The organism is Nonomuraea sp. GTA35 (assembly GCF_041950525.1).
Classification (GTDB): domain Bacteria; phylum Actinomycetota; class Actinomycetes; order Streptosporangiales; family Streptosporangiaceae; genus Nonomuraea.
Genome location: NZ_JBGNUV010000009.1, coordinates 143886 through 165287, shown reverse-complemented (window position 1 = coordinate 165287; position 21402 = coordinate 143886). Strand labels below are relative to the sequence as shown.

At 73.2% G+C, this 21402-nt stretch carries 20 protein-coding genes; 8 read left to right on the top strand and 12 right to left on the bottom strand.

From position 1 onward, the window contains the following. Window position 1 precedes the first annotated feature (1 nt). Window positions 2-1282: an ABC transporter substrate-binding protein gene (locus ACBJ32_RS35130; protein WP_375130413.1), complete on the top strand. Its 1281-nt coding sequence runs from the start codon at window positions 2-4 to the stop codon at window positions 1280-1282. Window positions 1283-1306: 24 nt separating this feature from the next. Here ACBJ32_RS35130 and ACBJ32_RS35125 read toward each other — a convergent pair whose 3' ends face one another. The 3 genes from ACBJ32_RS35125 to ACBJ32_RS35115 form a co-directional block, all read right to left on the bottom strand. After that, complete coding sequence (locus ACBJ32_RS35125; RefSeq protein ID WP_375130412.1) at window positions 1307-2260, bottom strand: NAD-dependent epimerase/dehydratase family protein; 954 nt, start codon at window positions 2258-2260, stop codon at window positions 1307-1309. 70 nt (window positions 2261-2330) lie between these two features. Continuing rightward, complete coding sequence (locus ACBJ32_RS35120) at window positions 2331-2990, bottom strand: maleylpyruvate isomerase family mycothiol-dependent enzyme (protein ID WP_375130411.1); 660 nt, start codon at window positions 2988-2990, stop codon at window positions 2331-2333. A 156-nt stretch (window positions 2991-3146) separates the two neighbouring features. Beyond that, window positions 3147-4661 (bottom strand): FAD-dependent monooxygenase, encoded by a 1515-nt coding sequence (locus tag ACBJ32_RS35115; protein WP_357882184.1) that lies wholly within the window; start codon window positions 4659-4661, stop codon window positions 3147-3149. 188 nt (window positions 4662-4849) lie between these two features. Between ACBJ32_RS35115 and ACBJ32_RS35110 the strand changes: the two genes are divergently transcribed. From ACBJ32_RS35110 to ACBJ32_RS35095, 4 genes are all read left to right on the top strand, one after another. After that, window positions 4850-6046: a cytochrome P450 gene (locus ACBJ32_RS35110; protein WP_375130410.1), complete on the top strand. Its 1197-nt coding sequence runs from the start codon at window positions 4850-4852 to the stop codon at window positions 6044-6046. Between the two features lie 69 nt (window positions 6047-6115). After that, complete coding sequence (locus ACBJ32_RS35105) at window positions 6116-6826, top strand: hypothetical protein (RefSeq protein WP_375130409.1); 711 nt, start codon at window positions 6116-6118, stop codon at window positions 6824-6826. A gap of 45 nt (window positions 6827-6871) precedes the next feature. Beyond that, window positions 6872-10177, top strand: coding sequence for an AAA family ATPase (locus tag ACBJ32_RS35100; RefSeq protein ID WP_375130408.1), 3306 nt, complete (start codon window positions 6872-6874; stop codon window positions 10175-10177). A 177-nt stretch (window positions 10178-10354) separates the two neighbouring features. Next, window positions 10355-10606 (top strand): hypothetical protein, encoded by a 252-nt coding sequence (locus tag ACBJ32_RS35095; RefSeq protein ID WP_375130407.1) that lies wholly within the window; start codon window positions 10355-10357, stop codon window positions 10604-10606. On the opposite strand, the gene ACBJ32_RS35090 is transcribed toward ACBJ32_RS35095, so the two are convergent. The 5 genes from ACBJ32_RS35090 to ACBJ32_RS35070 form a co-directional block, all read right to left on the bottom strand. Then, entirely contained in the window at window positions 10579-12159 is a 1581-nt protein-coding gene (locus ACBJ32_RS35090) for a ricin-type beta-trefoil lectin domain protein (protein WP_375130406.1), read from the bottom strand. The two genes, ACBJ32_RS35095 and ACBJ32_RS35090, sit on opposite strands and share 28 nt — an antisense overlap. Window positions 12160-12243: 84 nt before the next feature. Beyond that, the gene (locus ACBJ32_RS35085) at window positions 12244-13089 is read right to left on the bottom strand and encodes an ABC transporter permease (protein WP_357882163.1); all 846 of its coding nucleotides are present in this window, start codon (window positions 13087-13089) and stop codon (window positions 12244-12246) included. 43 nt (window positions 13090-13132) lie between these two features. Next, window positions 13133-14110 (bottom strand): ATP-binding cassette domain-containing protein, encoded by a 978-nt coding sequence (locus ACBJ32_RS35080; protein ID WP_357882160.1) that lies wholly within the window; start codon window positions 14108-14110, stop codon window positions 13133-13135. A gap of 11 nt (window positions 14111-14121) precedes the next feature. After that, complete coding sequence (locus ACBJ32_RS35075; RefSeq protein ID WP_375130405.1) at window positions 14122-14694, bottom strand: NADPH-dependent FMN reductase; 573 nt, start codon at window positions 14692-14694, stop codon at window positions 14122-14124. Window positions 14695-14745: 51 nt separating this feature from the next. After that, complete coding sequence (locus tag ACBJ32_RS35070; RefSeq protein WP_375130404.1) at window positions 14746-15321, bottom strand: TetR/AcrR family transcriptional regulator; 576 nt, start codon at window positions 15319-15321, stop codon at window positions 14746-14748. Window positions 15322-15386: 65 nt separating this feature from the next. Between ACBJ32_RS35070 and ACBJ32_RS35065 the strand changes: the two genes are divergently transcribed. Together ACBJ32_RS35065 and ACBJ32_RS35060 are read left to right on the top strand one after the other, a co-directional pair. Next, window positions 15387-16271, top strand: coding sequence for an ABC transporter ATP-binding protein (locus ACBJ32_RS35065; protein ID WP_375130403.1), 885 nt, complete (start codon window positions 15387-15389; stop codon window positions 16269-16271). After that, entirely contained in the window at window positions 16268-17836 is a 1569-nt protein-coding gene (locus ACBJ32_RS35060; RefSeq protein WP_375130402.1) for a hypothetical protein, read from the top strand. Before ACBJ32_RS35065 ends, ACBJ32_RS35060 begins: the two co-directional genes overlap by 4 nt. Here ACBJ32_RS35060 and ACBJ32_RS35055 read toward each other — a convergent pair. After that, window positions 17738-18019, bottom strand: a complete 282-nt coding sequence (locus tag ACBJ32_RS35055; RefSeq protein WP_375130401.1) for a hypothetical protein — start codon at window positions 18017-18019, stop codon at window positions 17738-17740. The genes ACBJ32_RS35060 and ACBJ32_RS35055 overlap by 99 nt on opposite strands. Then, window positions 18016-18756 carry a response regulator transcription factor gene (locus ACBJ32_RS35050; protein WP_375130400.1) on the bottom strand — a complete coding sequence of 247 codons (741 nt, stop codon included), beginning with the start codon at window positions 18754-18756 and terminating at the stop codon, window positions 18016-18018. The genes ACBJ32_RS35055 and ACBJ32_RS35050 overlap by 4 nt, the downstream gene beginning before the upstream one ends. A gap of 204 nt (window positions 18757-18960) precedes the next feature. Here ACBJ32_RS35050 and ACBJ32_RS35045 point away from each other — a divergent pair, with 204 nt between their 5' ends. Continuing rightward, entirely contained in the window at window positions 18961-19404 is a 444-nt protein-coding gene (locus ACBJ32_RS35045) for a GNAT family N-acetyltransferase (RefSeq protein WP_375130399.1), read from the top strand. Window positions 19405-19428: 24 nt separating this feature from the next. Here ACBJ32_RS35045 and ACBJ32_RS35040 read toward each other — a convergent pair whose 3' ends face one another. Together ACBJ32_RS35040 and ACBJ32_RS35035 are read right to left on the bottom strand one after the other, a co-directional pair. Further along, complete coding sequence (locus tag ACBJ32_RS35040; RefSeq protein WP_375130398.1) at window positions 19429-20217, bottom strand: SAM-dependent methyltransferase; 789 nt, start codon at window positions 20215-20217, stop codon at window positions 19429-19431. Window positions 20218-20394: 177 nt separating this feature from the next. Continuing rightward, a complete protein-coding gene (locus ACBJ32_RS35035; protein WP_357882130.1) occupies window positions 20395-21402 on the bottom strand; it encodes a LacI family DNA-binding transcriptional regulator in 1008 nt (335 codons plus the stop codon).

Sequence of the window (21402 nt, the reverse complement as noted above, 5' to 3'; positions counted from 1 at the left end):
GATGCGAGTTTCTGCGATCGGCTGCACGGCGCTGTTACTGCTCGCCGTCGCCGCCTGCGGAGGGCGCGACGCGGCCACCGGCGGCAACACGGGAGGCACGGCGGCAGCGGGCGGCCAGTGCGCGGGGCAACAGACCACCGGCATCACCGACACCAGCATCAAGCTGGGCGGCATCTACCCGCTGTCCGGCCCCGCCTCCGCCTACGGGGACATCCCCAAGGGCATCAAGGCCTACTTCGACTACGTCAACGCCGAGAAGGGCGGCATCGGCGGGCGCAAGGTCGAGTTCGTCGTCCGCGACGACGGCTACCAGCCGCCCAAGGCCGTCGAGGAGGCCCGCAGGCTGGTGGAGCAGGAGCAGGTCTTCGCCCTGTTCCAGACGCTCGGCACCCCCTCCACCGCCGCCACCTGGGACTACACCAACCAGCGCAAGGTCCCGCAGGTCTTCGTGGCCACCGGCGCCTCCATCTGGGGCACCGACACCGCCCACCCGTGGACGATCGGCTGGCAGCCCAACTACATCTCCGAGGCCCGTGTCTACGCGGCCTACCTGAAGAGGGAGAAGCCCGAGGCCAAGGTCGCCGTCCTCTACCAGAACGACGACTTCGGCAAGGACCTGCTCGGCGGGTTCAAGCGGGCCCTGGAAGGCACCCAGGTGCAGGTGGTGGCCGAGCAGAGCTACGAGGTCTCCGACCCCAGCGTGGACCCGCAGATGCGCAACCTCGCCGAGTCGAAGGCCGACGTCTTCCTCAACATCACCACTCCGAAGTTCGGCTCGCAGGCGCTGGCCGCCGACGCCAAGAACACGAAGTGGAACCCGCTGCACATCGTCAACAACGTCGCCGCCTCGATCACGGTGCTCAAGCCGGTCGGGTTCGAGAACGTGCAGGGCGTCGTGTCGGCCACGTACTACAAGGACCCGAACGACCCGACGTGGGCGAACGACGCCGAGATGCAGCTCTACAAGCAGAAGATGCAGCAGTACGCGCCGGGGGCCGACGTCAACGTGCCGTACCACACCTTCGGGTGGGCGGCGGCCAGCAGCTTCCACAAGGCCATGGAGGCGGCCACGTGCCCGACCCGCGAGGGCCTGCGGGACTCCGTGCGCAACCTCAAGGGCGTGAAGGTGGACATGCTGCTGCCCGGGGTGACGCTGGACACCGGGCAGGGTGACGGGTTCCCGATCGAGTCGATGCAGCTCATGACGTTCAAGGGGGAGCGGTGGGAGCTGTTCGGCGACGTGATCGACACCCGCAAGGAGTTCGGCCCGCTGGGCGGCTGAGGTGCGGGAACGGGGACCTCGGGCTCAGGGCTTGATGGTCCCCGCCCGCACCAGCCAGTCGACCGCCTCGGAGACGGCCTCCAGCGAGGTGTACCGGGGCCGGTGCCCCAGCAGCCGCCCGGCCTTCTCCATGCTGCAGTGCGGGCTGTGCAGGATGTGGTCGTAGGTGACCTGCGCGTCGAACTCCGGCACCGTGCCCTTCCACTCCTCCCACGGCAGGAACGCCAGCCGGGCCTGCCTGCCGAACCATCCCGCCACCGCCTCGGCGAACCCGCGCAACGTCAGGGCGGTGGTGGCGACGGAGTGGAAGCTCTCCCCGACGGCCGCGGACGGGCTGGCCATGGCGTCCATGAACAGCCGCGCGACGTCGTCGGCATGCACGTGCTGCACGGTCTCCATGCCCAGGTTGGGCAGCGCGACCTCGCTGCCCTCGGCGAGCTTCTGGAACACCTCGGGGTTGACGTTCCCCGCCGGGTTCACCGGCACCCACCCCGGCCCGGTGATGTGCCCCGGATGGATGATCGTGGCGGGGAACCCTTCGCGGTGGGCCCGATCGAGCAGGTGGGCCTCGATGGCCGCCTTCTGGATGCCGTACTCGCCGAACGGCGCCCGCTCGGCCGCCTCGGTCGTCGGCACCTGCGCGCTCGGCCCGTGCACCCAGATCGTCCCGCAGTGCAGGAAGTGCCGCACCCGCCCGGCCAGCGCGTCGGCGATCGCCCGGGCGCTGGTCTCGGTGAAGCAGATGAGGTCGATGACCACGTCGCCGCCGAGCTCGGCGATCCGCCGCCCGAAGGTGCCGTCCGCCTCCTCCGCCTCCCGGTCGGCGACCACGGTGGTGACGCGCTGCCAGGCACCGTGAGGTGTGTACGGCTCCCGCTTGCCCCGGCTCACGTTGACGACCTCATGCCCGGCCGCGACGAGGCGGGGGATGAGGTACGTCCCGATGTGCCCGCTACCGCCAATCACCACAATCCGCATGCGCCCAGCGTAGCTTCATCACCCGCGCCCGCCCTCGGACCTCACGGGGGGTAACCCCTGACCCCGGCTCTCAGGCCGGCCCGCACCGCCCGCGCAGGATCGGGACACCGTCCCCTTCCAGCTCGTCGCAGTGAGCCTCGCGTCCGGTCATCGCCATGACCAGCGCGATGGTGCGCCCGGAGACGACCGCTCCCGAGCCGGCCTCGAACGGCCCGTCGGTGGCGACGAGCCGCAGCCCGCCGATCCGCCCCTTGGCCTGGACGACCAGGTCCGACCCCCGGTAGTACTCGGCCAGCCGCGTGACGGTCCCGATCGGGTAGTCCCGGTGGATGCCCAGGGGGCGGCGGATGTCCTCCCCGTGCACGATCGTCTCCCCGAGCATCGCCACCGCGGGGAGAGGCGGTGAGGTCGTACTGGTGACGACGCGCTCGAAGCGTTCCAGGGTCTCGGCGCCGTCGGCGCCCAGGTGCTCGGCCAGCCGCATGGCCACCTGCTTGTCGAAGTCGAACCGGCAGCGGATCACGCCCGCCAGCCACCGCAGCGGGGTGAGGCTGGCGCCGGCGGTCAGGTGGGCGAGCACCTCGCGGACCGTCAGTCCGGCGCACAACGACGGCGCCGCCCACCGCTCCTCCGCCAGGCCCGCCAGGTCGGCGGCGAGGGCGGCGCGCTCGGCGTGGATCGGTGCCCAGTCCTTCTTGGTGCGGCCTGCTCGGGGTGCTGCTTCTGTCATGACCGGATGTCTCCCCCTGATGTGGTGGAACGAGAAGGGTACAGCGCTCATCAGGGAAGACTTCCGGCGCGGCGGAAACTCATCGCGCGGGCAGGCGGTCGAGCGCACCACGGTGGCGGACGCCGTGATGCACGTGTTCGGACGGCAAGCCGGCCCCTACCGGCCGTGGGCGAGCGCCGTCCGCAGCGCACCGGAAGGGTCGCCGCCGCGCCAGGCGACATGCTGGTCGGGCCGGACCAGCGAGAGCGGCTCACCGGGCAGGTCGACGACCCGCAGCGGCACCCCCAGCTCCGCCGCCTCCGCGACCAGCACGGCGGCCCCGGGCGAGCGCTGGTCCCCGACGAGGCTGAACGCGGGCCCCAGCCGGTCGTACAGGGACTCCCCGGGAGCCAGCCACCGGTGCGGCAGCCGCTCCCCGGCCCCGGAGGAGACGATGGCGGAACCGGCATAGGTGTAGCCGAGCACCAGGTCCAGGCTGTGGAACTCGCTGTCCTTGGTCCGCAGCACCGCCTCCGCGACAGCCGGGCGCACCTTCTCGAACTCGGCCTCGTCCCCCAGCAGCGCCGGATCCGCGAGCTCGGGGGCGAGGGTGGCCATGTTCCTGGCGGCGGCCTCGATGGTGTCGGCGGCGATGGGACGGCGCTCGCTCTCGTACGTGGCCAGCAGGCCCGGGGGCGCCCACCCCAGCAGCACGGCTGCCAGCTTCCAGCCGATGTTGACCGCGTCGCCGATGCCGGTGTTGAACCCGTGACCCCCGTAGGGCGGGTTCTGGTGCGCCGCGTCGCCCGCCAGGAAGACCCGGTCGCTGGCGTACCGGTCCGCCAGCAGCATCCGCGCCGTCCACGGGTCGGTGGACAGGATCTCCACCTCGATGTCGTCACCGGCGAGGTTGCGCACCAGTTGTACGGGGTCGGCGTCCTCCGCCCGCACCCCCTGGGCGATGCACCACCAGGTGTCCTTCAGGTCGAGGCGGCCGAGCATGCCGGGCTGGGCCGGGTTCAGCACCCAGTAGTGCACGGCGGGTCCGTGCGGCATGCGCTCGGCCAGCCCCGGGGCGCGGAAGACGATGTTGAAGTTGGGGCGGGCGTCCTGGCGGCCCTCGTACCGGGAGCCGATGGCGGCCCTGGTCACGCTGCGCGGGCCGTCGCAGCCGACGACGTACTGGGCGCGCACCTCGCGCTCCTGGTCGCCTGACGTGATCCGTACGGTGACGCCGTCGGCGTCCTCCCGCAGGCCGGCCACCTGCCAGCCGGTCAGCAGCGCGTCGCCGACCGCCTCCCGCAGGACCTCCTCCACCAGCGGCTGCGGCACCTGCTGGCCCGGCTCGGCCGCCAGGTCGGAGCCGACCAGGTCGAGGCCGAAGCAGCCGCTGATGCGGGTGATCTCGCGCCCGAGCAGGCCGGTGACGAACACCGCCTCGTCCGACCAGGACACCGCCAGCGGAGCCCGCGACCGTAACGTCTCCGCCAGCCCCCACCTGCGCAGCAGCTCCATCGAGCGGGCCGAGGTGGTCTTCGCGCGCGGGCGCAGCCACGACACGGTCTCCCGCGGCTCGACCACCAGGCAGCGCACGCCGTGATGGGCCAGCTCCACGGCGGTCGCCAGGCCGACGGGCCCGCCTCCGGCGATCAGCACGGGCACGGAGTCGGGAACTTGCCTTACCAGATCCATGGAAGTCCTCTTCGTCAGGTAAACGCAGGTATAGTCCTGGCGCCGTTCAGCCAGCGTCAAGAAGGACCTGTGGCCGCCGTGGTCGAGGTCATGGTACGAGCTCGCAACAATTGATGATCGCAACTAGTGGACGGCCGCCCGGCTCAGTACGGTGCTACCAAAAAGTGACGATCACCCAGGGGTTGCATATGAGCGAGACCTCGACGATGCCGTTGCACATGCGGCGGGTGGAGTTCCATCCGGCACCGGAACTGGCGGCCGCGCGGGACGAGGATCGGGTCAAGCGGATCACGACGGCGTTCGGCACCGAAGCCTGGCTCGTGACGCGCTACGCCGACGTGCGGGAGGTGCTGGGCGACGCCGAGCGCTTCAGGATCGCCCCCACGAACATCGCGCGGCTGCCCGGCGCGCCGCCCATGACGGAGGAGCAGCTCGCCAAGGTACGCGCGGGCAACCTGCTGGGCGTGGACCCGCCCGAGCACACGCGGCTGCGCAAGATGCTCACGCCGGAGTTCACCATCCGCCGGATCGACAGGCTGGAGCCCAGGATCCGGCGCATCGTCGAGGAGCACCTGGACGCGCTCGAGGCCGCGGGCGCGCCCGCCGACCTGGTGCCGTCGTTCGCGCTGCCGATCCCGTCGCTGGTGATCTGCGAGCTGCTCGGGGTGCCGTACGAGGACCGCGAGGGTTTCCAGCAGCGCACCGCCAGGATGCTCGACATGAGCCTGCCGGGCGAGCAGCGCATGATGCTCCAGTTCGAGCAGCGCGCGTACATGGAGGGCCTGATCGCCCGCATCCAGGCCGATCCCGGAGAGGAGCTGCTCGGCATGCTCGTGCGCGAGCACGGCGACGACCTGTCCACCGACGAGCTGGTCGGGATCGGCGGGCTGCTGCTGTTCGCCGGGCACGAGACCACCTCCAACATGCTCTCCCTCGGCACGCTCGCCCTGCTGCGCCACCCCGAGCAGCTCGACCTGCTCAGGAAGGAGCCGGAGCGGATCGACGCCACGGTGGAGGAGCTGCTGCGCTGGCTCAGCATCGTCAACTCGGGCACCACCAAGGTCGCGACCCGCGACACCGAGATCGGCGGCCAGTGGATCCAGGAGGGCGAACAGGTGCTCGTCACCCTGCCCGCCGCGAACCGCGACCCGTCGTTCCTCCCGGACGCGGACAGCTTCGACCTCAGCCGCGGCGCGCCCGGCCACCTCGCCTTCGGCCACGGCGTGCACCACTGCCTGGGCGCCCCGCTGGCCCGCATGGAGCTGCGGATCGCCTTCCCCGCCCTGCTCGAGCGCTTCCCGAACCTGCGCGTGGCGGACGCGGAGCCGCGGTTCCGCGCGTCCTCCGTGGTGTACGGGCTCAGCTCCCTGGAGGTGACCTGGTAGGGCCGGTCCGCGAAGTACCCGGCCGTCTCCCGCCGGTCGGGGGCACACTGGAGCAAGGAGCGGTCAGCAGTGGGGACGGCGATGGCGGGCGAGGACGTTCAGCGGAACGAGCAGCCGGACAAGCGGGAGAGCGACCAGCCGGAACCGCAGGAGGCCACCGCACGCGAGCGCGCCGCGGAGCGGAGAGACGCCGCGGGCAGGGCGCGGGACCGGGCCGCCGAGGAGCGTGACCGGAACGCGCAGCGTCGCGACGACCTGGCCGACGCTCGCGACCAGGCGGCGCTCCTGCGCCGGCGGCACCTGGAGCAGGTGCGGGAGGCCGAGGACGCCCGCGATCGCCGCCTGCACGACCTGCTGTGGGCGGCGGAGTGCAGGGACAGGGCCGCCGAGGATCGCGACGAGGCCGCCGCCCGCCGCCAGGCCGCGCTGGGAGACCGATCGCCCGCCGTACGCGCGGAATGGCGGCTGCTGGCCGAGGCCAGGGCGCTGGCGGCCGCCGACAGGGAGCGCAACCGCATGGACCGTGCCGCCCTCCGCGCGGAGCTGGCCGCGCTGCGCTCCGACCGGTTGACGGCGGAGCACGAACAGGGGCAGGACCGGCGCGTCGCCGCCGCCGATCGGCAGGCCAGCGGGCAGGACCGGGAGGCCGCCGCCCGCGACAGGGAGGCCAGCGCGGGCGACCGGCGGAACGCCGCCCAGGGCCGGCTGGAGGCCAGGGTGGACCGGCAGTACGCCGCCGAGCAGGTCACGAAGTGGAGGCTGCGCCGCAGGCAGCGCTGATCGCGCTGGGAAAATGTCGGGCAGGGCGGATAACGTGCAAGCGTCATGCCTATCGACGTCGCGGCGCACGAGCTGATCGGCAGGGAGCACCCCGCCGCGCTGCTGCGCGCCGAGATCGCCAGGCTCATCGGCAGCCACGGCGGCCTGGTGCTGGTCACCGGCGAGGCGGGCATCGGCAAGACCACGCTCGTCACCGATGCGGCCGGCGAGGCCAGGCGGCGCGGCGCGCTGGTGGTGGGCGGCGCGTGCTGGGATGCCGGCGGCGCCCCGGGCTACTGGCCATGGGTGCAGGTCATCAGGGCGCTGCGGCGCGCCGCCGCGCCGGAGGAGTGGGCGGCGGCCGAGGAGGCGGCAGGCGGCAGCCTGACGACCCTGCTGGGCGAGCCGCGGGCGGCCGGCGAGCACCCCGCGGACGGCTTCCAGCGCTCCGACACGGCGGGTGAGCGGCCTGCTGACGCCCTCCACCGCTTCAACGCGGCAGGTGAGCGGCCTTCCGACGCCTTCCAGCTCCACGATGCGGTCACCTCCGCCCTGGTCGCGATCTCCCAGCGGCGCCCGCTCCTCGTCGTCATCGACGACCTGCACGCAGCCGACCCGGCCTCGCTGCGGCTGCTGGAGTTCGCGGCGCGGCAGACGTGGTTCGAGCGGCTGCTGCTGATCGGCACCTACCGCGACGCCGAGGTGGAGCCGGTCGACCACCCGCTGCGCGACCTGCTGTCGCCGCTCGTGGCCAAGGCGACCACGATCACGCTCACCGGGCTCGACCGGGCGGGCGTCGCCGCGCTCATGGCCCGCACCGCCGGCCACGACCCGCCGCCCGAGCTGGTGGCGGAGGTCCACCTGCGCACGGGCGGCAACCCGTTCTTCGTCGAGCAGACCTCCCGGCTGTGGCGCAGCGGCGGCTCGGCCAGCGCCGTCGCGCCCGGCGTGCGCGACGCGCTGCTGCGGCGGCTGTCCCTGCTGCCGCGCCAGGTGGCCGAGCTGCTGCCCGCCGCTGCGGTGCTGGGGCGGGAGTTCCACCGCCAGGTGCTCGCCGCCGCCATCGCGGCCCCGGTCGCGCACGTCGATCGGCTGCTGGAGCTGGCCGTGGTGGCCAAGCTGGTGGTGACCAGGGGCGGCGGCGTGTTCGCGTTCGCCCACGACCTGGTGCGCGAGACGCTGTACGACTCGCTCGACGACCCGCGCGACCGCCACGCCGCCGTGGTCTCCGCCGTGGAGAGCTCGCCCGCCCTGGCCGGCCGGCTGCCGCCCAGCGACCTGGCCAGGCACGCCTACCTCGCGGGAGACAGGCTCGACCCCGAGCACGCCATCGGCCTGCTGCTCGACGGCGCCCGCGAGGCCAGGGGGCGGTTCGCCGGGGAGGAGCAGATCGCGCACCTGCGCAGGGCGTACGAGCTGAGCGCCGCCGCGAGCCCGCACCGGCGCGGCGTGATCGCGCTCGACCTGGGCAGGGAGCTGCACCACGACGGCGCCCGCGAGGAGGCCAGGCGACTGTTCGAGGAGGCCGCGGCCATCGCCCGCGACACCGACGACCCCGAGCTGCCCGCCCGCGTCGCGCTGGTCCACCACAGCCACTACGGCCGCGACGCCTCGCTCGACCTGCTCACAGACGCGTACCGCAGGCTGGTCGGCGGCCCTCCGGTGCCCGCCGACGGGCTCGCCGTCGCCCTGGTGCTGCACCTGGCCTCGCGGGCCAGGCAGGGCGGCGACGACGACGCGCTCGCGTTCAGCCTGTGGGCGCACCACGACATCATCTGGGGGCCGGGCACGGCGGCGGAGCGGGTGGCGCTGACGGGCGAGCTGGTCGACGTGGCCCGCCGCACCTCCGACCGCGACCTCGAACACTTCGCCAGCGCCCTGCGCTGGGTGGCCATGATCGAGCAGGGCGACCCCCGCTACCTCGACGAGTTCCACGCCTACGCCGCCAGGGGCCGGCGCAGCGAGCGCCCCCACCTCCAGATGTCCGTCGACGTCGACGCGAGCATCATCGCCGGCCTCGAAGGCCGCTTCGCCGAGGCCGAGTCGCTGCTGGAGTCCGTCCACCCGGACGCCAGGCATGATCACTTCGCCTTCATGCTCAAGCACCACCAGTGGGCGCTGATGGCGTTGCGGGGCAGGATCGACGGGCAGGAGCGGCTGCTGCGCGAGCTCAGAGGCTCCGGCCACCCCTGCGTGCCGCTGCTGGAGGCCCTGACCGCGCTGCAGACGGGCGACCTCGACACCGCGCTGCGCCGGCTCGACGACGAGGAGCCCGGCGACCGCATGATCCAGCCGATCTGGCTGCGCGTCCAGGCCGAGCTGGCCGTGGTCACGCAGGACCCGGAGCTGTGTGCCCGGGCGCGGGCCCGGCTGGAGCCGCACCGCGGGCAGTGGGCGGTGTCGCTGTTCGGGTGGGAGATCAGCGGGCCGTACGATCTGTGGCTCGGCCGCGTGGACGCCGCGCTGGAGCGCTGGGCGGAGGCCGTCGAGGAGCTCACCGCCGCCTACCGCGCGGCCGACGCGATGCGGGCGCGGCCGTGGTCCGTGCTCGCCCGCGCCCACCTGGCCGAGACGCTGCTCGCCCGCGCCGCGCCCGGCGACGCCGAGGCGGCGCGTGCCCTGGTCGAGGGGGTGCGCCGGGAGGCGGAGGAGCTGGGGATGCGGCAGGTGCCGGAGTACGTACGCCCGGCGCCGCCGTCCGGGCCCGCCGTACGACCCGGCGGGCGGGAGGCGACCCGCGGCGGCACCTCCGCCCGGGAGGTCCCGGGCAAGGGCCCGTCGGGCGGCCCCGACGGCGAGTTCAGGCGGGACGGCGAGTTCAGGCGGGACGGGGAGTTCAGGCGGGACGGCGCGGTCTGGTCGCTGGCCTTCGCCGGCCGCCTCGTGCACATGCCCGATACCAAAGGTCTACGTGACCTCCACATCCTGCTGAGCCGCCCTGGCGCCGACGTCCCGTCCGTGGTCCTGCTTGACCCCGAGGGCGGCGAGGCCGTGGTCGCGGCCCGGAGCATGGGCGGCGACGAGGTGCTCGACGACGAGGCCAGGGCCCGGTACCGCCGCCGCCTGGGGCAGCTCGACGAGGAGATCGACCGCGCCGCCGAGCTGGGCGACGACCACCGGGCGGCGGAGCTCGACGGGGAGCGGGCCGCGCTGCTGGCCGAGCTGCGCGCCGCCGCGGGCCTGGGCGGGCGCACGCGGCGGCTGGGCGACGAGGCGGAGCGCGCCCGCAAGACCGTCACGGCCCGCATCCGCGACACGCTCCGCAAGCTCGACCACGCCCACCCCGAGCTGGCCGCCCACCTGCGCGCGTCCGTCTCGACCGGCTCCACCTGCCGCTACCAGCCCCAAGAGGAGCTCACCTGGCGCCTCTGAGCACCCTTGACATGGGGTGCGATCCCGCCCCGCGATGAACCTTTCACCGCCTTCCCCGCGTCCGCGCTGGTCGCCAGGGCCTCGACAAGGTCGATCTTGCTGTGGGGTTGACCCCCGTCGTCCAATGCACGGTGATCGCGTCCCAACGCCGTCCGGCCCTTCATGAGGGGAGAACTGGTGCGTCACAGAATCACCGCTCTAGCCCTGCTCGCGGTCACCGCCCTGGCACCCGTCCTGGCCACGAGCACCCCGGCGCACGCCGCGCCCACGCTCCAGATGGTCTACAGCAACCTGCCCTATGACGTCTGCATCTCCTTCGGCCAGTCGGGCGTGCAGAACGGACGCTGGCAGACCTGGTGGTGCAGCACCCACTACCCGCAGACCTACCCGGGGTACTACACCTACGACCTGTGGGCGTACGTGAACTGACGCCCGCCGTCGGGGCGGGTGCCGCGGTGGGCGGCACCCGCGCCGCCGCTGCTGGGGGCGGGGGGATGGTGGGGGGTGTCCGGCGGTAGCAGCCATGCGGGGGTGCGCCACTGCTGGACGTTCGAGCGGACGCAGGAGCCCATGGACAACGTGCGCAGGTCGGGCTCCAGTTGCAGGCACAGGTCGCTGGCGACGTGCCTGACCTCCCAGTGGAGCCAGTCGTTGTGCGGCGAGCGGAAGGCGAAGCGCCAGAGCTGGCCGGGGCCGCCGGAGCAGGCCTGGCGTACGGGCCGGCGCCGCTCCCGCGAGGCGGACACGCCCAGGCACGTGCCCGAGATCCTCATCTCGTAGTCGCCCCGGGCGTTGCGCCGGTAGGTGAAGGCCTGGTTGTCCCGGCCGTGGCACTCCCAGGTGACCAGGTCCGACATGCCGGCCGCCGCGTCCAGGCAGATGCCGTTCTGCGAGCTGGCCACCGAGCTGCCGAGACCCGAGGGCATGCGGCCGGTGACCAGCCAGCGCTGCGCGAGCTTGCCGGCGACGCAGGTGCGCAGGACCAGCGGGGCGCCCGCGTCGGTCGAGCCCTGGTTGGGCTCGACGCACATCCCGCCCTGCGAGATGCCGCCGTCGCCGGTCAGCCGCCAGAGCTGCTCCGCGGACCCGTCGCAGGCGGCCTCGGTGATGTAGCCGCCCTCGGTGAGCTCGCGCGCCTCGGGGGTCAGGCAGAGCCGGGTCTTGCGGTTGCGGATCCGGTAGTGGTACGAGCCGTCGTGCTTGTCCGGCGAGAAGTCCCACCGGTAGAGCGCCGCGGGGCTCCTGCTGATGATGGAGGGGCCGAGCCTGGCACGCGGGGGAGCGGTTTCTGAGCCGGTCACGGCCAGGTACCGGCCGGGCGAGTACCGGGAGAGCACGGCCACGTCCGGACGGTACAGCCGATCCCGGGTGCGGCTCTCGGCGTACGCCACGTAGCCCAGGGACGCCACGGTCGCGCACACGACCGGCACCGCCACCAGGACGGCCGGCTTGACGCGGCGCGTGCGCTCCGGCTGCGGCGGGGGAGCGACCAGCTTGCGGTAGGCGTTCAGCCAGGTTCCGGCGGCGGTGTCCGGCACGTGGTGCACGGCGAGGAAGGCGCGGATGATCGGCTCGGCGCGCTCGGCGTCGTCGAGCCAGCGCAACGCCTGCTTGGTCACCTTCTCCAGGTCGGCCCGCCCGACGTCGAGCCCGCGCTCGGCGGCGCGCCTGTCCAGCTCGGCGAACGGCGGCGTGCCCTTCTCCTGGCGCAGTCTTTTCAGCAGCCGCTTGTAGCCGGCCAGGTCCCTGGCCGTGTACGGGTCGGTCGTGGTCTCCGAGCGGGCGGCCCAGCGCGCCCGCACCATGGGCACCGCGCAGGCCAGGCAGGAGAAGAGCACGGCGGGCGGGACGTGAGCCGGGTTGAGCTCGGGCTCGCCGTCGGTGGAGAAGTTGACGAAGACGCCGGCCGCCACGGAGAAGAGGGCACTGAGCCCGCCGGTGACGCCGATCTCCGCGGCGAGCCGGCGTACGTGACCGCGCATTCACCCTCCGCCCGCCACTGTTGGTCAATGGATGGTAACGGAGGGTGTGCGGTCAGTGCCAGGCTCCGGGCGACGGGGTGCCGCTCACTTCCGGTTGTAGAGCCGCATCGTCAGCGTCCCGAAGACCACCACGAGCACCGCCGACGACACCAGCACCCAGGTGATCTCCCCCATGTCCGGCGTGCCGCCCATCAGCGAGCGCACCGAGGTGACCAGGTGGGAGATCGGGCTGGCGTTGACGAAGACCTGGAGCCAGCCCGGCATGGTGGCGGGGTCCACGTAGACGTTGCTGAGGAAGGTCAGCGGCATCATCACCAGCATGCTGACCCCCATCACCGACTTCTCGTTCCGCATCAGCAGCCCGAACATCGTCCACAGCCACGAGAACGCGAACGAGAACACCAGCAGCAGCGCGATCCCGCCCAGCACCCCGGTGATCCCGCCCGAGGGGCGGAAGCCCAGCAGCAGCCCGATCAGCAGGATGACGGTCGAGGCCATGAAGTAGCGCAGGACGTCGCCGAGCAGGTAGCCGACCATGGTGGACGGCCGCCAGATGGGCAGGGTGCGGAACCGGTCGAAGACGCCCTTCTCGATGTCCTTGTTGACCTCCACGCCGGTGTACATGGTGATCATCACGACGCTCGTCACCATGATGCCCGGCAGCAGGAACTGCAGGTATTCGGTGGGGGAGCCGGCCAGCGCGCCGCCGAACAGGTACGTGAACATCAGCGTCATCATGATCGGGAACGCCGTCACGTCGAAGAGCTGCTCGGGCACGTGCTTGATCTTCAACATGGACCGCCACCCGAACGTCATCGACGCCGACCAGGCGCTGGGACGCGGGGGCCTGGCCGTGGGGGCGAGGACCGAGGCCAGGGTCTCGGCGGCGGGCGCGTACGGGGTCGCGGTCTCGGTGGTCGTGGTGCTCATGCTGCTACCTCCTCGGTGGTGGCGGGCTCGGCGGTGGTGGCGCTCATGCCGCTGCCTCATCCGCGGCGGTGGTGGCGGGGTGGTCGGTGAGGGCGAGGAAGACCTCGTCCAGGCTGGGCTGGCCGAGGGAGAAGTCGTCGACGACGATGCCGGCCGAGGCCAGGCGGCCCAGCGCGCGGGCGGCCTGGGCGGCCTCGTCGCCGGGGCCGTTGATGCGGGCGGTGAGCGCCACCGGGTCCGCCTCCAGGTAGACGGGCGTGTCGAGGGCTTCGGTGAGCAGCCGCTCGGCCTCGGGGCGCTCGGCGGCGTCGCGCAACCGGACGTGGATCGAGCCGGAGCCGACCGACGACTTCAGCTCGCCCGGGGTGCCCTCGGCGATGACCCTGCCGTGGTCGATGACCGCGATGCGTTGCGCCAGCCGGTCGGCCTCCTCCAGGTACTGCGTGGTCAGCAGCACCGTGGTGCCGTGGGCGACGACGATGCGCACGATGTCCCAGACCTGGTTGCGGCTGCGCGGGTCGAGGCCGGTCGTGGGCTCGTCGAGGAAGAGCAGGTCGGGCGTGTTGAGGATGCTGGCCGCGATGTCGATGCGCCGCCGCATGCCCCCGGAGTACGTCTTGACCTGCCGCCCCGCCGCCTCCGTCAGGCCGAACGCCTCCAGCAGCTCCGCCGCCCGCTCCCGCGCGGCAGGCTTGCGGTGGCCGAGGAGGCGGGCCAGCAGGATCAGGTTCTCCGAGCCGGTCATCTCCTCGTCCACGGAGGCGTACTGGCCGGTCAGGCTGACCCGGGAGCGGACGGCGTCGGCCTCGCGCACCACGTCGTGCCCGAACACGGTCGCCTCGCCGCCGTCGGGCCGCAGCAGCGTGGCCAGCATCCGCACGGCGGTCGTCTTGCCGGCGCCGTTGGGCCCGAGCACGCCGTACACGGCGCCGGCCGGCACGGACAGGTCGAGGCCGTCCACGGCGCGCGTGTCGCCGAAGACCTTGACCAGGCCGGAGGTCTGGATGGCCGGTTCTGGCATGAGTGATCCCTTCACGAGACGTAAGGCTGGTCGCGACGTCCCGCGCGCAGCGCGCGGCCCCACCAGGTGAGCTGGTCGAGCATGGCCGCGATGGCGCGCAGGCGGTCGTCGGTGTCGAGGGGGCGGCAGCTCTCGTCGATGCTCGCGGCGAGCAGGTCGAGCCCCACCCAGTCGCGCATGGTGACGGCGTGCAGGGCGGTGAAGACCGTACGGAGCTGCTCGACGGCGTAGTGGCCGCGGGAGCCCGAGCCGTAGGCGACGATGCCGACCGGCTTGGCCTGCCACTCGTCATAGGCGTAGTCGATCGCCTGCTTGAGCGAGGCGGGGAAGCTGCGGTTGTACTCGGGGGTCACCACGACGAAGGCGTCCGCGCCGGAGACGGTGCCGGTGAAGCGCCGCATGGACGGCGTGGCCTCCTCCGGGTAGCAGGCCGGGAAGGCGTACGCGGCCAGGTCGAGCACCTCGACGGCGAGGTCGTCGCGCAGGCGTGCCCGCTCGGCGAACCACGCGCCGACCGTGTCGCAGACGCGGCCCGCCCGGGTGCTGCCGATGATCACTGTGACGTTCAACGGCTGGTCCGTCATGGTGCCCACCCCCTTCATCCAGGAGGCGCTAGACGGGCCGCTAGATCCGATCTAGCGAAAGCCCGCCAGGGCCTGGCGGCAGGCGCGGGAGGTGAGGGCGAGCGTCTCCTCGTCGGGCCTGCCCTCGTTCATCGAGACGGCCGCCGTTCCGCTGACGGCGCCGATCGCGGCCCCCACCATCGCGTACGCGGTCATCCGCGGGATCCCGCAGGCGCTGACGAGTGCGGCGGCCAGCCGCTCCATCCGGGTGTTCGAGCGGTCGATCGAGGCCCGGGGCGAGAAGACGGGCAGCTCGACCGTCTGCCCGACCAGCCCCGCCGTGAGCCCCATCGTCCAGCTCTCGGCCAGCATCTCGTCGAAGGCCCTGGCCAGCAGCTCGGCCGGGCTCTCGCCTGGCCGGGCGGAGTGGATCACCGCGACCCCGGCGTCCAGGCGCTCGTCGCTGTTGGTGTGGAGCACGTCCGCCTTGTGCCGGAAGTAGGTGAAGAACGTGCGCGTGGACACTCCCGCCGCCGCCGCGATCTGGTCGACGGTGGTCGCCTCGTAGCCCTGCTCGTCGAACAGCCGCCCGGCGGCGTCCAGGAGCGCCTGCCGGGTCTGCTGCTTCTTCCGCTCGCGCAACGACATGAGGCCGATAATATTGCATCAACTGCATATTTACAGGGCTGCAAGTTTTCCGTAGCGTGCGAGCCATGGATGCTGTCATCTCGGTGTCCGGCCTCGTGAAGTCGTACGGCCGGACCCGGGCACTGGACGGGCTCGACCTGCGGGTGAAAGCCGGGGAGATCCACGGTTTCCTCGGCCCCAACGGCGCGGGGAAGACGACCACGCTGCGCGTCCTGCTGGGCCTGCTGCGGGCCGACGCCGGCGAGGTGCGGCTGCTGGGCGGCCATCCCTGGCACGACGCCGTACGCCTGCACCGCCGCCTGGCCTACGTCCCCGGCGACGTCACGCTGTGGGACGAGCTGACCGGCGGCGAGACCATCGACCTGCTCGGGCGGCTGCACGGCCGGGTGGACGCGCGGCGCCGCGAGGAACTGGTCGAACGCTTCGCGCTGGACCCGGGCAAGAAGGCGCGCACCTACTCCAAGGGGAACCGGCAGAAGGTGGCGCTGATCGCCGCGCTCGCGGCGCAGGCCGAGCTGCTCCTGCTGGACGAGCCCACCTCCGGCCTCGACCCGCTGATGGAGGACGAGTTCCGCCGCTGCGTGGCCGAGCGGCGCGCCGAGGGGGCCGCGATCCTGCTGTCCAGCCACGTGCTGGCCGAGGTGGAGGCCCTGTGCGACCGGGTGAGCATCGTACGGCAGGGGCGCGTCGTCGAGTCGGGCACCCTGGCCGAGCTGCGGCATCTCTCCTGGACCTCGATCACCGCCCGCCTGGAACGGCCCCTGGACCACCTGGACGGCGTGCACGGGCTGGAGGCGCACGGCACCGAGGTGAGCTTCCGCGTGGACAGCGGGCGGGCCGGCGAGGCGCTCACCCGGCTGACCGCGTACGGGCTGCTGGACATCACGGCGCGGCCGGCCACGCTGGAGGAGCTGTTCCTGCGGCACTACCGCGAAGCGGTGACCCCGTGAACACCGGCACGATCGCGCGGCTCGTCCTGCGCCGCGACCGGCTGCTGATCGCGGCCTGGGTCGCGGTGGCCGTCGGGGTGCCGGCGTTCAACGCCTTCTCCCTCGCCGCCCTGCTGCCCACCGAAGCTCAGCGGCTGGCCTTCATCGAGGCCGCGAACGCCAACCCCATCACGATCGCGCTGCTCGGCGACGTCCACGGCACCTCCATCGAGGCCGTGGTCGCCTGGCGGTCGAGCGTGCAGAGCCTGCTCATCGGCGGGCTCGCCGGGCTGCTGTTCGCGATCAGGCACACCCGCGCCGAGGAGGACGCGGGCCGCAGGGAGCTCGTCGCCGCGGGCGCGGTCGGCAGGCACGCCGCCGTCACCGCCGTCGCCATCGTGATCGCCGCCGTGAACCTGACCGTCGCCGCGCTGCAGGCTGTCGTGCTGGGTGCCGGGTTCGGGTACCCGGCGGGCGGGTCCCTGCTGTTCGGGCTGGTGACAGGGGCGGGCGCGACCGCCTTCGCCGCCTGCGGGCTGCTCGCCGCGCAGCTCTGCCAGAGCGCGCCGCTCGCCCGGGCCGGCGGGGTGGGGGTGCTGGTGGCGGGGCTGGTTCCGGGCGTGATGCTGCCCGAGGACGTGGTGGCCTACCTGCCCGCGGGGTGGCCGCGGGTCGCGCGGTCCTACGGGGACGAGCGGTGGTGGGTGCTCCTGATCCCCCTCGCGGCCGCGGCCGTGCTCACCCTCGTCGCGTTCGCCGTCTCCGCCCGCCGCGACCTGGGCGCGGGCCTGCTGCCCGAGCGGCCGGCGCCCGTGCGGCCCGCGCCGCGCGGCACGATCGGGCTGGCGTGGCGGCTGTACGGGAGCCAGACGGTCTCCTGGACGGCGGCGCTGGCCGTGGTCTCGGTGGGGGTGGGGTGGGTGTCGGCCTCGTTCGAGGTCGGCACGCTGACGGGCGAGACCCTGCTGGAGATCTTCACGTACGTGTTCTGCCTGGTCATCGCGTGCCTGGCCGTGGCCGGGGCGCTGCGCCCGCTCGGCGAGGAGACCCGCGGCCGGGCGTCGGCCCTGCTGGCGACCGCCACCGGCAGGACGCGCTGGTTGTCCGGCCACCTGCTGCTCGGCCTGGCCACGCCCGCCGCCATGCTGCTGGTCGTCGGCACCGGCACGGGCGCGGCCCATGCACTCGGCGGCGGCACGGGTTCGGGCCATGCGCTCGGCGGCGGCGCGGGCGTGGGTGACGCGCTCGGTACCGGCCTGCCCGGCGTGGTGCTCGCCCAGATCGGCACCGCCCTGCTCTTCGCGCCGGCGGCCTGGGCCGTCGCGGGCGTCGCGATCGCCGCGTACGGCCTGCGCCCCCGCGCCGCCGCCCCCGTGGCCTGGGCCGTGGTGGTGGCCTCGGCGCTCTGCGTCGCCCTGTGGGAGGCCGGGACGATCGGCTCGGCGGCGTTCCTGCTCACCCCCTTCGGGTACGGCCACCCCTCGCTCTCACCCGGTCTCGTGGCCCCCGCCGCGTTCGCCCTGGTGGCCGCCGGGCTCGTGGTCGCCGGCGGCGCCGGATTCGCCAGGCGCGACCTGCTCGCGTGAGGCGGGCGGGTGCGGCGTGAACACCGTGGTCCCCGGCACGCCGGTCACCTCGACCCGCCCGCCGCCGCCGACACGATGGCCGGCGTTGAGGAACAGCGTCGTCACGGTGGCGATGACGGCCGAGACGACGGCCAGCGGCGCTATCGAGGAGACCACCGGCTTGGTCTCGAGCGACCTCGTCATCCGGCCGGCCGGACCGTGAATCCCACCCCGCGCACGGTGTGGATCATCGGCTTGCGCTGGGTGTCGATCTTGCGCCGCAGGTAGGAGATGTACAGCTCGACCACGTTGCTCTGGCCGCCGAAGTCGTAGGCCCACACCCGGTCGAGGATCCGCGCCTTGCTGAGCACCCGTCCCGGATGGTGCATGAGGAAGCGCAGCAGCTCGAACTCGGTCGGCGTGAGCCGGATCTCCTTGCCCGCCCGCCGTACCTCGTGGGTCTCCTGATCCAGCGTGAGGTCGCCGACCACCAGCCCGGCGTCGGGCCGCGTCCCCGCCGCGCCCGTGCGGCGCAGCAGGCCGCGCAGCCTGATGACGACCTCCTCCAGGCTGAACGGCTTGGTGACGTAGTCGTCGGCGCCCGCGCGCAGGCCGATCAGCCGGTCCCGCACCGAGTCCTTCGCGGTCAGGAAGAGGACCGGCACGCCCGGCAGCACGGCACGCAGCCGGGGCAGGAGCGCGATCCCGTCCATGTCGGGCAGCATGACGTCCAGGACGATCGCGTCGGGCCGGAACCCGCGGGCCGCTCTGATGGCCTGGCCGCCGTTGTGCGCGCAGCGGACGTCCCAGGACTCCTGGCGCATGACCATGGACAGCAGCTCGGTCAGCGACGGCTCGTCATCCACGACGAGGATGTTGATCGAGCTGCCGTCGGGTCGGCGCGCGGGCTCGGACCTGAAGTTCGCGCTGGTCGTGTGCATGGTCGTGACGATGGCCTGCCTGCATGAGTGTTTGATGAAGGGCGGCCTGTGAAATGTCTGTGAGCTGCCGGTGGAGGTGGGCTTGTCGCCCCCAGGACGTCCGAGAAGAGGAGCGCGACGACCGCCGCCACGACGGCCGCGAGTAGCCTGCGGGGAGGGTGGGCCGGCGGCGCCGCCCCGGCCCACCTCCTACGCTTGCTCCTCGTGGACATCCGCACCAGAACCCCGGACGACCTGGCCGCCTGCGTCGAAGCCCTGGCCGAGGTCCAGGCCGCCGACCGCTACCCCGTGCACTGGCCGGACGACCCGGGCGCCTGGCTGACCCCCGGCGGCATGACCACGGCCTGGATCGCGGTGGAGGCGGGCGCGGTGCTCGGCCACGTGGCACTCACCCGTGACCTGGAGCTCAGCCGCCTGTTCGTCACCCCCGCCGCCCGGGGACGCGGCGTGGCCCCCCGGCTGCTCGACACGGCCCGCGCCGCCACCCCGCTGCCGCTCAAGCTGGAGGTCTCGTCGGAGGGGCGGGCCGCCATCAGGTTCTACGAGCGCTCGGGCTGGCGCAGGGTCGGCAGCACCCGCGCCACCTGGCTGAACGCGGACGGCGAGCCGGCCCTGCTGTACCACTACGTGAGCCCGCCCGGGCGCTGAGGGCACACGGCGAACGGGACCGGTTCAGGGCTTGCGGCCGACGCCCGCGTAGTAGACGGCCTCCCTGTCGGTGTAGAGGGTCTCGGGCACGGGCCGCCAGCGCGGCAGCGGCACCACGCCCGGCTCCAGCAGCTCCAGCCCGTCGAAGAAGGAGGTGACCTCCTCCAGCGTGCGCAGCGTCATCGGGCTGCCGCCGCTCTCGTTCCAGTGCCGCACCCCCTCTTCGAGCTGCTTGCCCGCGAGCCCGTGGGAGAGGACGAGATGGCTGCCGGGGGCCATGGGGGACATCAGGTCCCGGATGATCGTGCGGGCGGCGCCGGTGCCGGGGACGAAGTCGACGACGCCGAGGAGGGTCAGGCCGATCGGGCGGTCGAAGTCGAGCAGCTCGGCGGCGGAGGCGAGGATCTTGCCAGGGTCGCGGAGGTCGCCCTCCACGAAGACGGTCGTGCCCGCCGGCGCCGCGCGCAGCAGCTCGCGGGCGTGGGCCAGGACCGTCGGGTCGTTGTCGACGTACACCACGCGGCTGTCCGGGGCCACCGACTGGGCCACCTGGTGGGTGTTGTCCGCGGTCGGGATGCCGGTGCCGACATCGAGGAACTGGCGGACACCCGCCTCTCCGGCCAGGTGGCGCACGGCGCGGCCGAGGAACTCCCTGTTGGCCCGCGCCAGCACCGGCAGGTCGGGGACGGCGGCGAGGATCTGCTCGCTGACGACGCGGTCGATCTCGTAGTGGTCGTGGCCGCCGAGCCACAGGTCGTAGATGCGGGCGGGGCTGGGGACGCTGGTGTCGAGGTCGAGCGGGCGGTCGGTCATCGGTTCGCGCCTTCCCGGGGAGCGGAGGGGGATGCGAGCAGCGTACGCCGGAAGATCGTCCCGGGCGGGGTGTCCGGGCGGCGCACCCGGTGCCCAGTGCTCAGTGCCCAGTGCCCGGTGCTCAGTGCCCGATGTTCATTCGCAGACGCGGAGAACCCGTGGTGCGGCGCGAAACTCTCATCGCGGCGCGGTGCTGGAGCGCACCACGAGCGTGGTGGGCAGCTCGACCCGCTGCGGCGCCGCGCCGGACAGCAGCGCGTCCAGGGCGGCGGAGCCCAGGTCGGGCCAGGGCTGGCGGACCGTCGTGAGCGCCGGCGTGACGTGCGCGGCGGCCCACGAGTCGTCGAAGCCCACCACGCTCACGTCGTCGGGCACCCGCAGGCCGTGCTCGCCCAGCGCCTGGTAGACCCCGACCGCCATCGCGTCCGAGCAGGTGAAGATGGCCGTGGGAAGCTCGGCGGAGAGCAGCTCGCGGGTGGCGGCCAGGCCGCCCTCGCGCTGGAAGCAGCCGCACACCTCCCAGCGCGGGTCGATCCTCAGCCCGGCCGCGGCCATGGCCTCCCGGTAGCCGGCCAGCCGATCGATCGCGCACGGCACGCCGGGGCGGCCCGTCACGATCGCGATGCGCTCGTGGCCGAGGCCGATCAGGTGCTCGGTGGCCTCGCGGGCGCCGTCGCGGTTGGCCGCGGCCACGACCGAGAGCCCGGCCGGCGGCTTGCGCCGCGGGTCGACGATCACCGCGGGGATGCCGTGGTCGGCCAGCCAGGCCCGCTGCGTGGCGGTCGGCGACGTGCGCACCAGCAGCACGCCCGCGCTGTCCCGCGCGCCGATCCGGTCCAGCCAGGCCGGTGGCGGCTGGCCGTTCTTGGTCCGGCCGACCACGGCGGAGACGATCAGGTCCACGCCGAGCCGCCAGGCCGCGTCCTCCACGCCGCCGAGGATGGCCAGCGCGTACGGCGAGTCGAGCCCCTGCAGCATGACGTCCACCATGCTGCCCCGCGTGGGCCGGACCCGCTGGCGCGGGTAGCCGCGCCGCTCCAGCACCTCCGCGACCAGGCGTCTGGTGTGCTGCGAGACGCCGGATCGGCCGTTCAACGCCTTGGAAACGGTTGCAACCGAAACCCCGGCCTCGCGCGCGATCACCGCCAGTTTCGGCAGCGGGGCGGGAGTGTCCGGAGCTGTCAT

Bases quoted from the DNA above. Each gene is read 5' to 3' on its own strand.
- ACBJ32_RS35130 (WP_375130413.1), top strand. From the start codon at position 2: ATGCGAGTTTCTGCGATCGGCTGCACGGCGCTGTTACTGCTCGCCGTC.
- ACBJ32_RS35125 (WP_375130412.1), bottom strand. From the start codon at position 2,260: ATGCGGATTGTGGTGATTGGCGGTAGCGGGCACATCGGGACGTACCTC.
- ACBJ32_RS35120 (WP_375130411.1), bottom strand. From the start codon at position 2,990: ATGACAGAAGCAGCACCCCGAGCAGGCCGCACCAAGAAGGACTGGGCA.
- ACBJ32_RS35115 (WP_357882184.1), bottom strand. From the start codon at position 4,661: ATGGATCTGGTAAGGCAAGTTCCCGACTCCGTGCCCGTGCTGATCGCC.
- ACBJ32_RS35110 (WP_375130410.1), top strand. From the start codon at position 4,850: ATGAGCGAGACCTCGACGATGCCGTTGCACATGCGGCGGGTGGAGTTC.
- ACBJ32_RS35100 (WP_375130408.1), top strand. From the start codon at position 6,872: ATGCCTATCGACGTCGCGGCGCACGAGCTGATCGGCAGGGAGCACCCC.
- ACBJ32_RS35090 (WP_375130406.1), bottom strand. From the start codon at position 12,159: ATGCGCGGTCACGTACGCCGGCTCGCCGCGGAGATCGGCGTCACCGGC.
- ACBJ32_RS35085 (WP_357882163.1), bottom strand. From the start codon at position 13,089: ATGAGCACCACGACCACCGAGACCGCGACCCCGTACGCGCCCGCCGCC.
- ACBJ32_RS35080 (WP_357882160.1), bottom strand. From the start codon at position 14,110: ATGCCAGAACCGGCCATCCAGACCTCCGGCCTGGTCAAGGTCTTCGGC.
- ACBJ32_RS35075 (WP_375130405.1), bottom strand. From the start codon at position 14,694: ATGACGGACCAGCCGTTGAACGTCACAGTGATCATCGGCAGCACCCGG.
- ACBJ32_RS35070 (WP_375130404.1), bottom strand. From the start codon at position 15,321: ATGTCGTTGCGCGAGCGGAAGAAGCAGCAGACCCGGCAGGCGCTCCTG.
- ACBJ32_RS35065 (WP_375130403.1), top strand. From the start codon at position 15,387: ATGGATGCTGTCATCTCGGTGTCCGGCCTCGTGAAGTCGTACGGCCGG.
- ACBJ32_RS35055 (WP_375130401.1), bottom strand. From the start codon at position 18,019: ATGACGAGGTCGCTCGAGACCAAGCCGGTGGTCTCCTCGATAGCGCCG.
- ACBJ32_RS35050 (WP_375130400.1), bottom strand. From the start codon at position 18,756: ATGCACACGACCAGCGCGAACTTCAGGTCCGAGCCCGCGCGCCGACCC.
- ACBJ32_RS35040 (WP_375130398.1), bottom strand. From the start codon at position 20,217: ATGACCGACCGCCCGCTCGACCTCGACACCAGCGTCCCCAGCCCCGCC.
- ACBJ32_RS35035 (WP_357882130.1), bottom strand. From the start codon at position 21,402: ATGACAGCTCCGGACACTCCCGCCCCGCTGCCGAAACTGGCGGTGATC.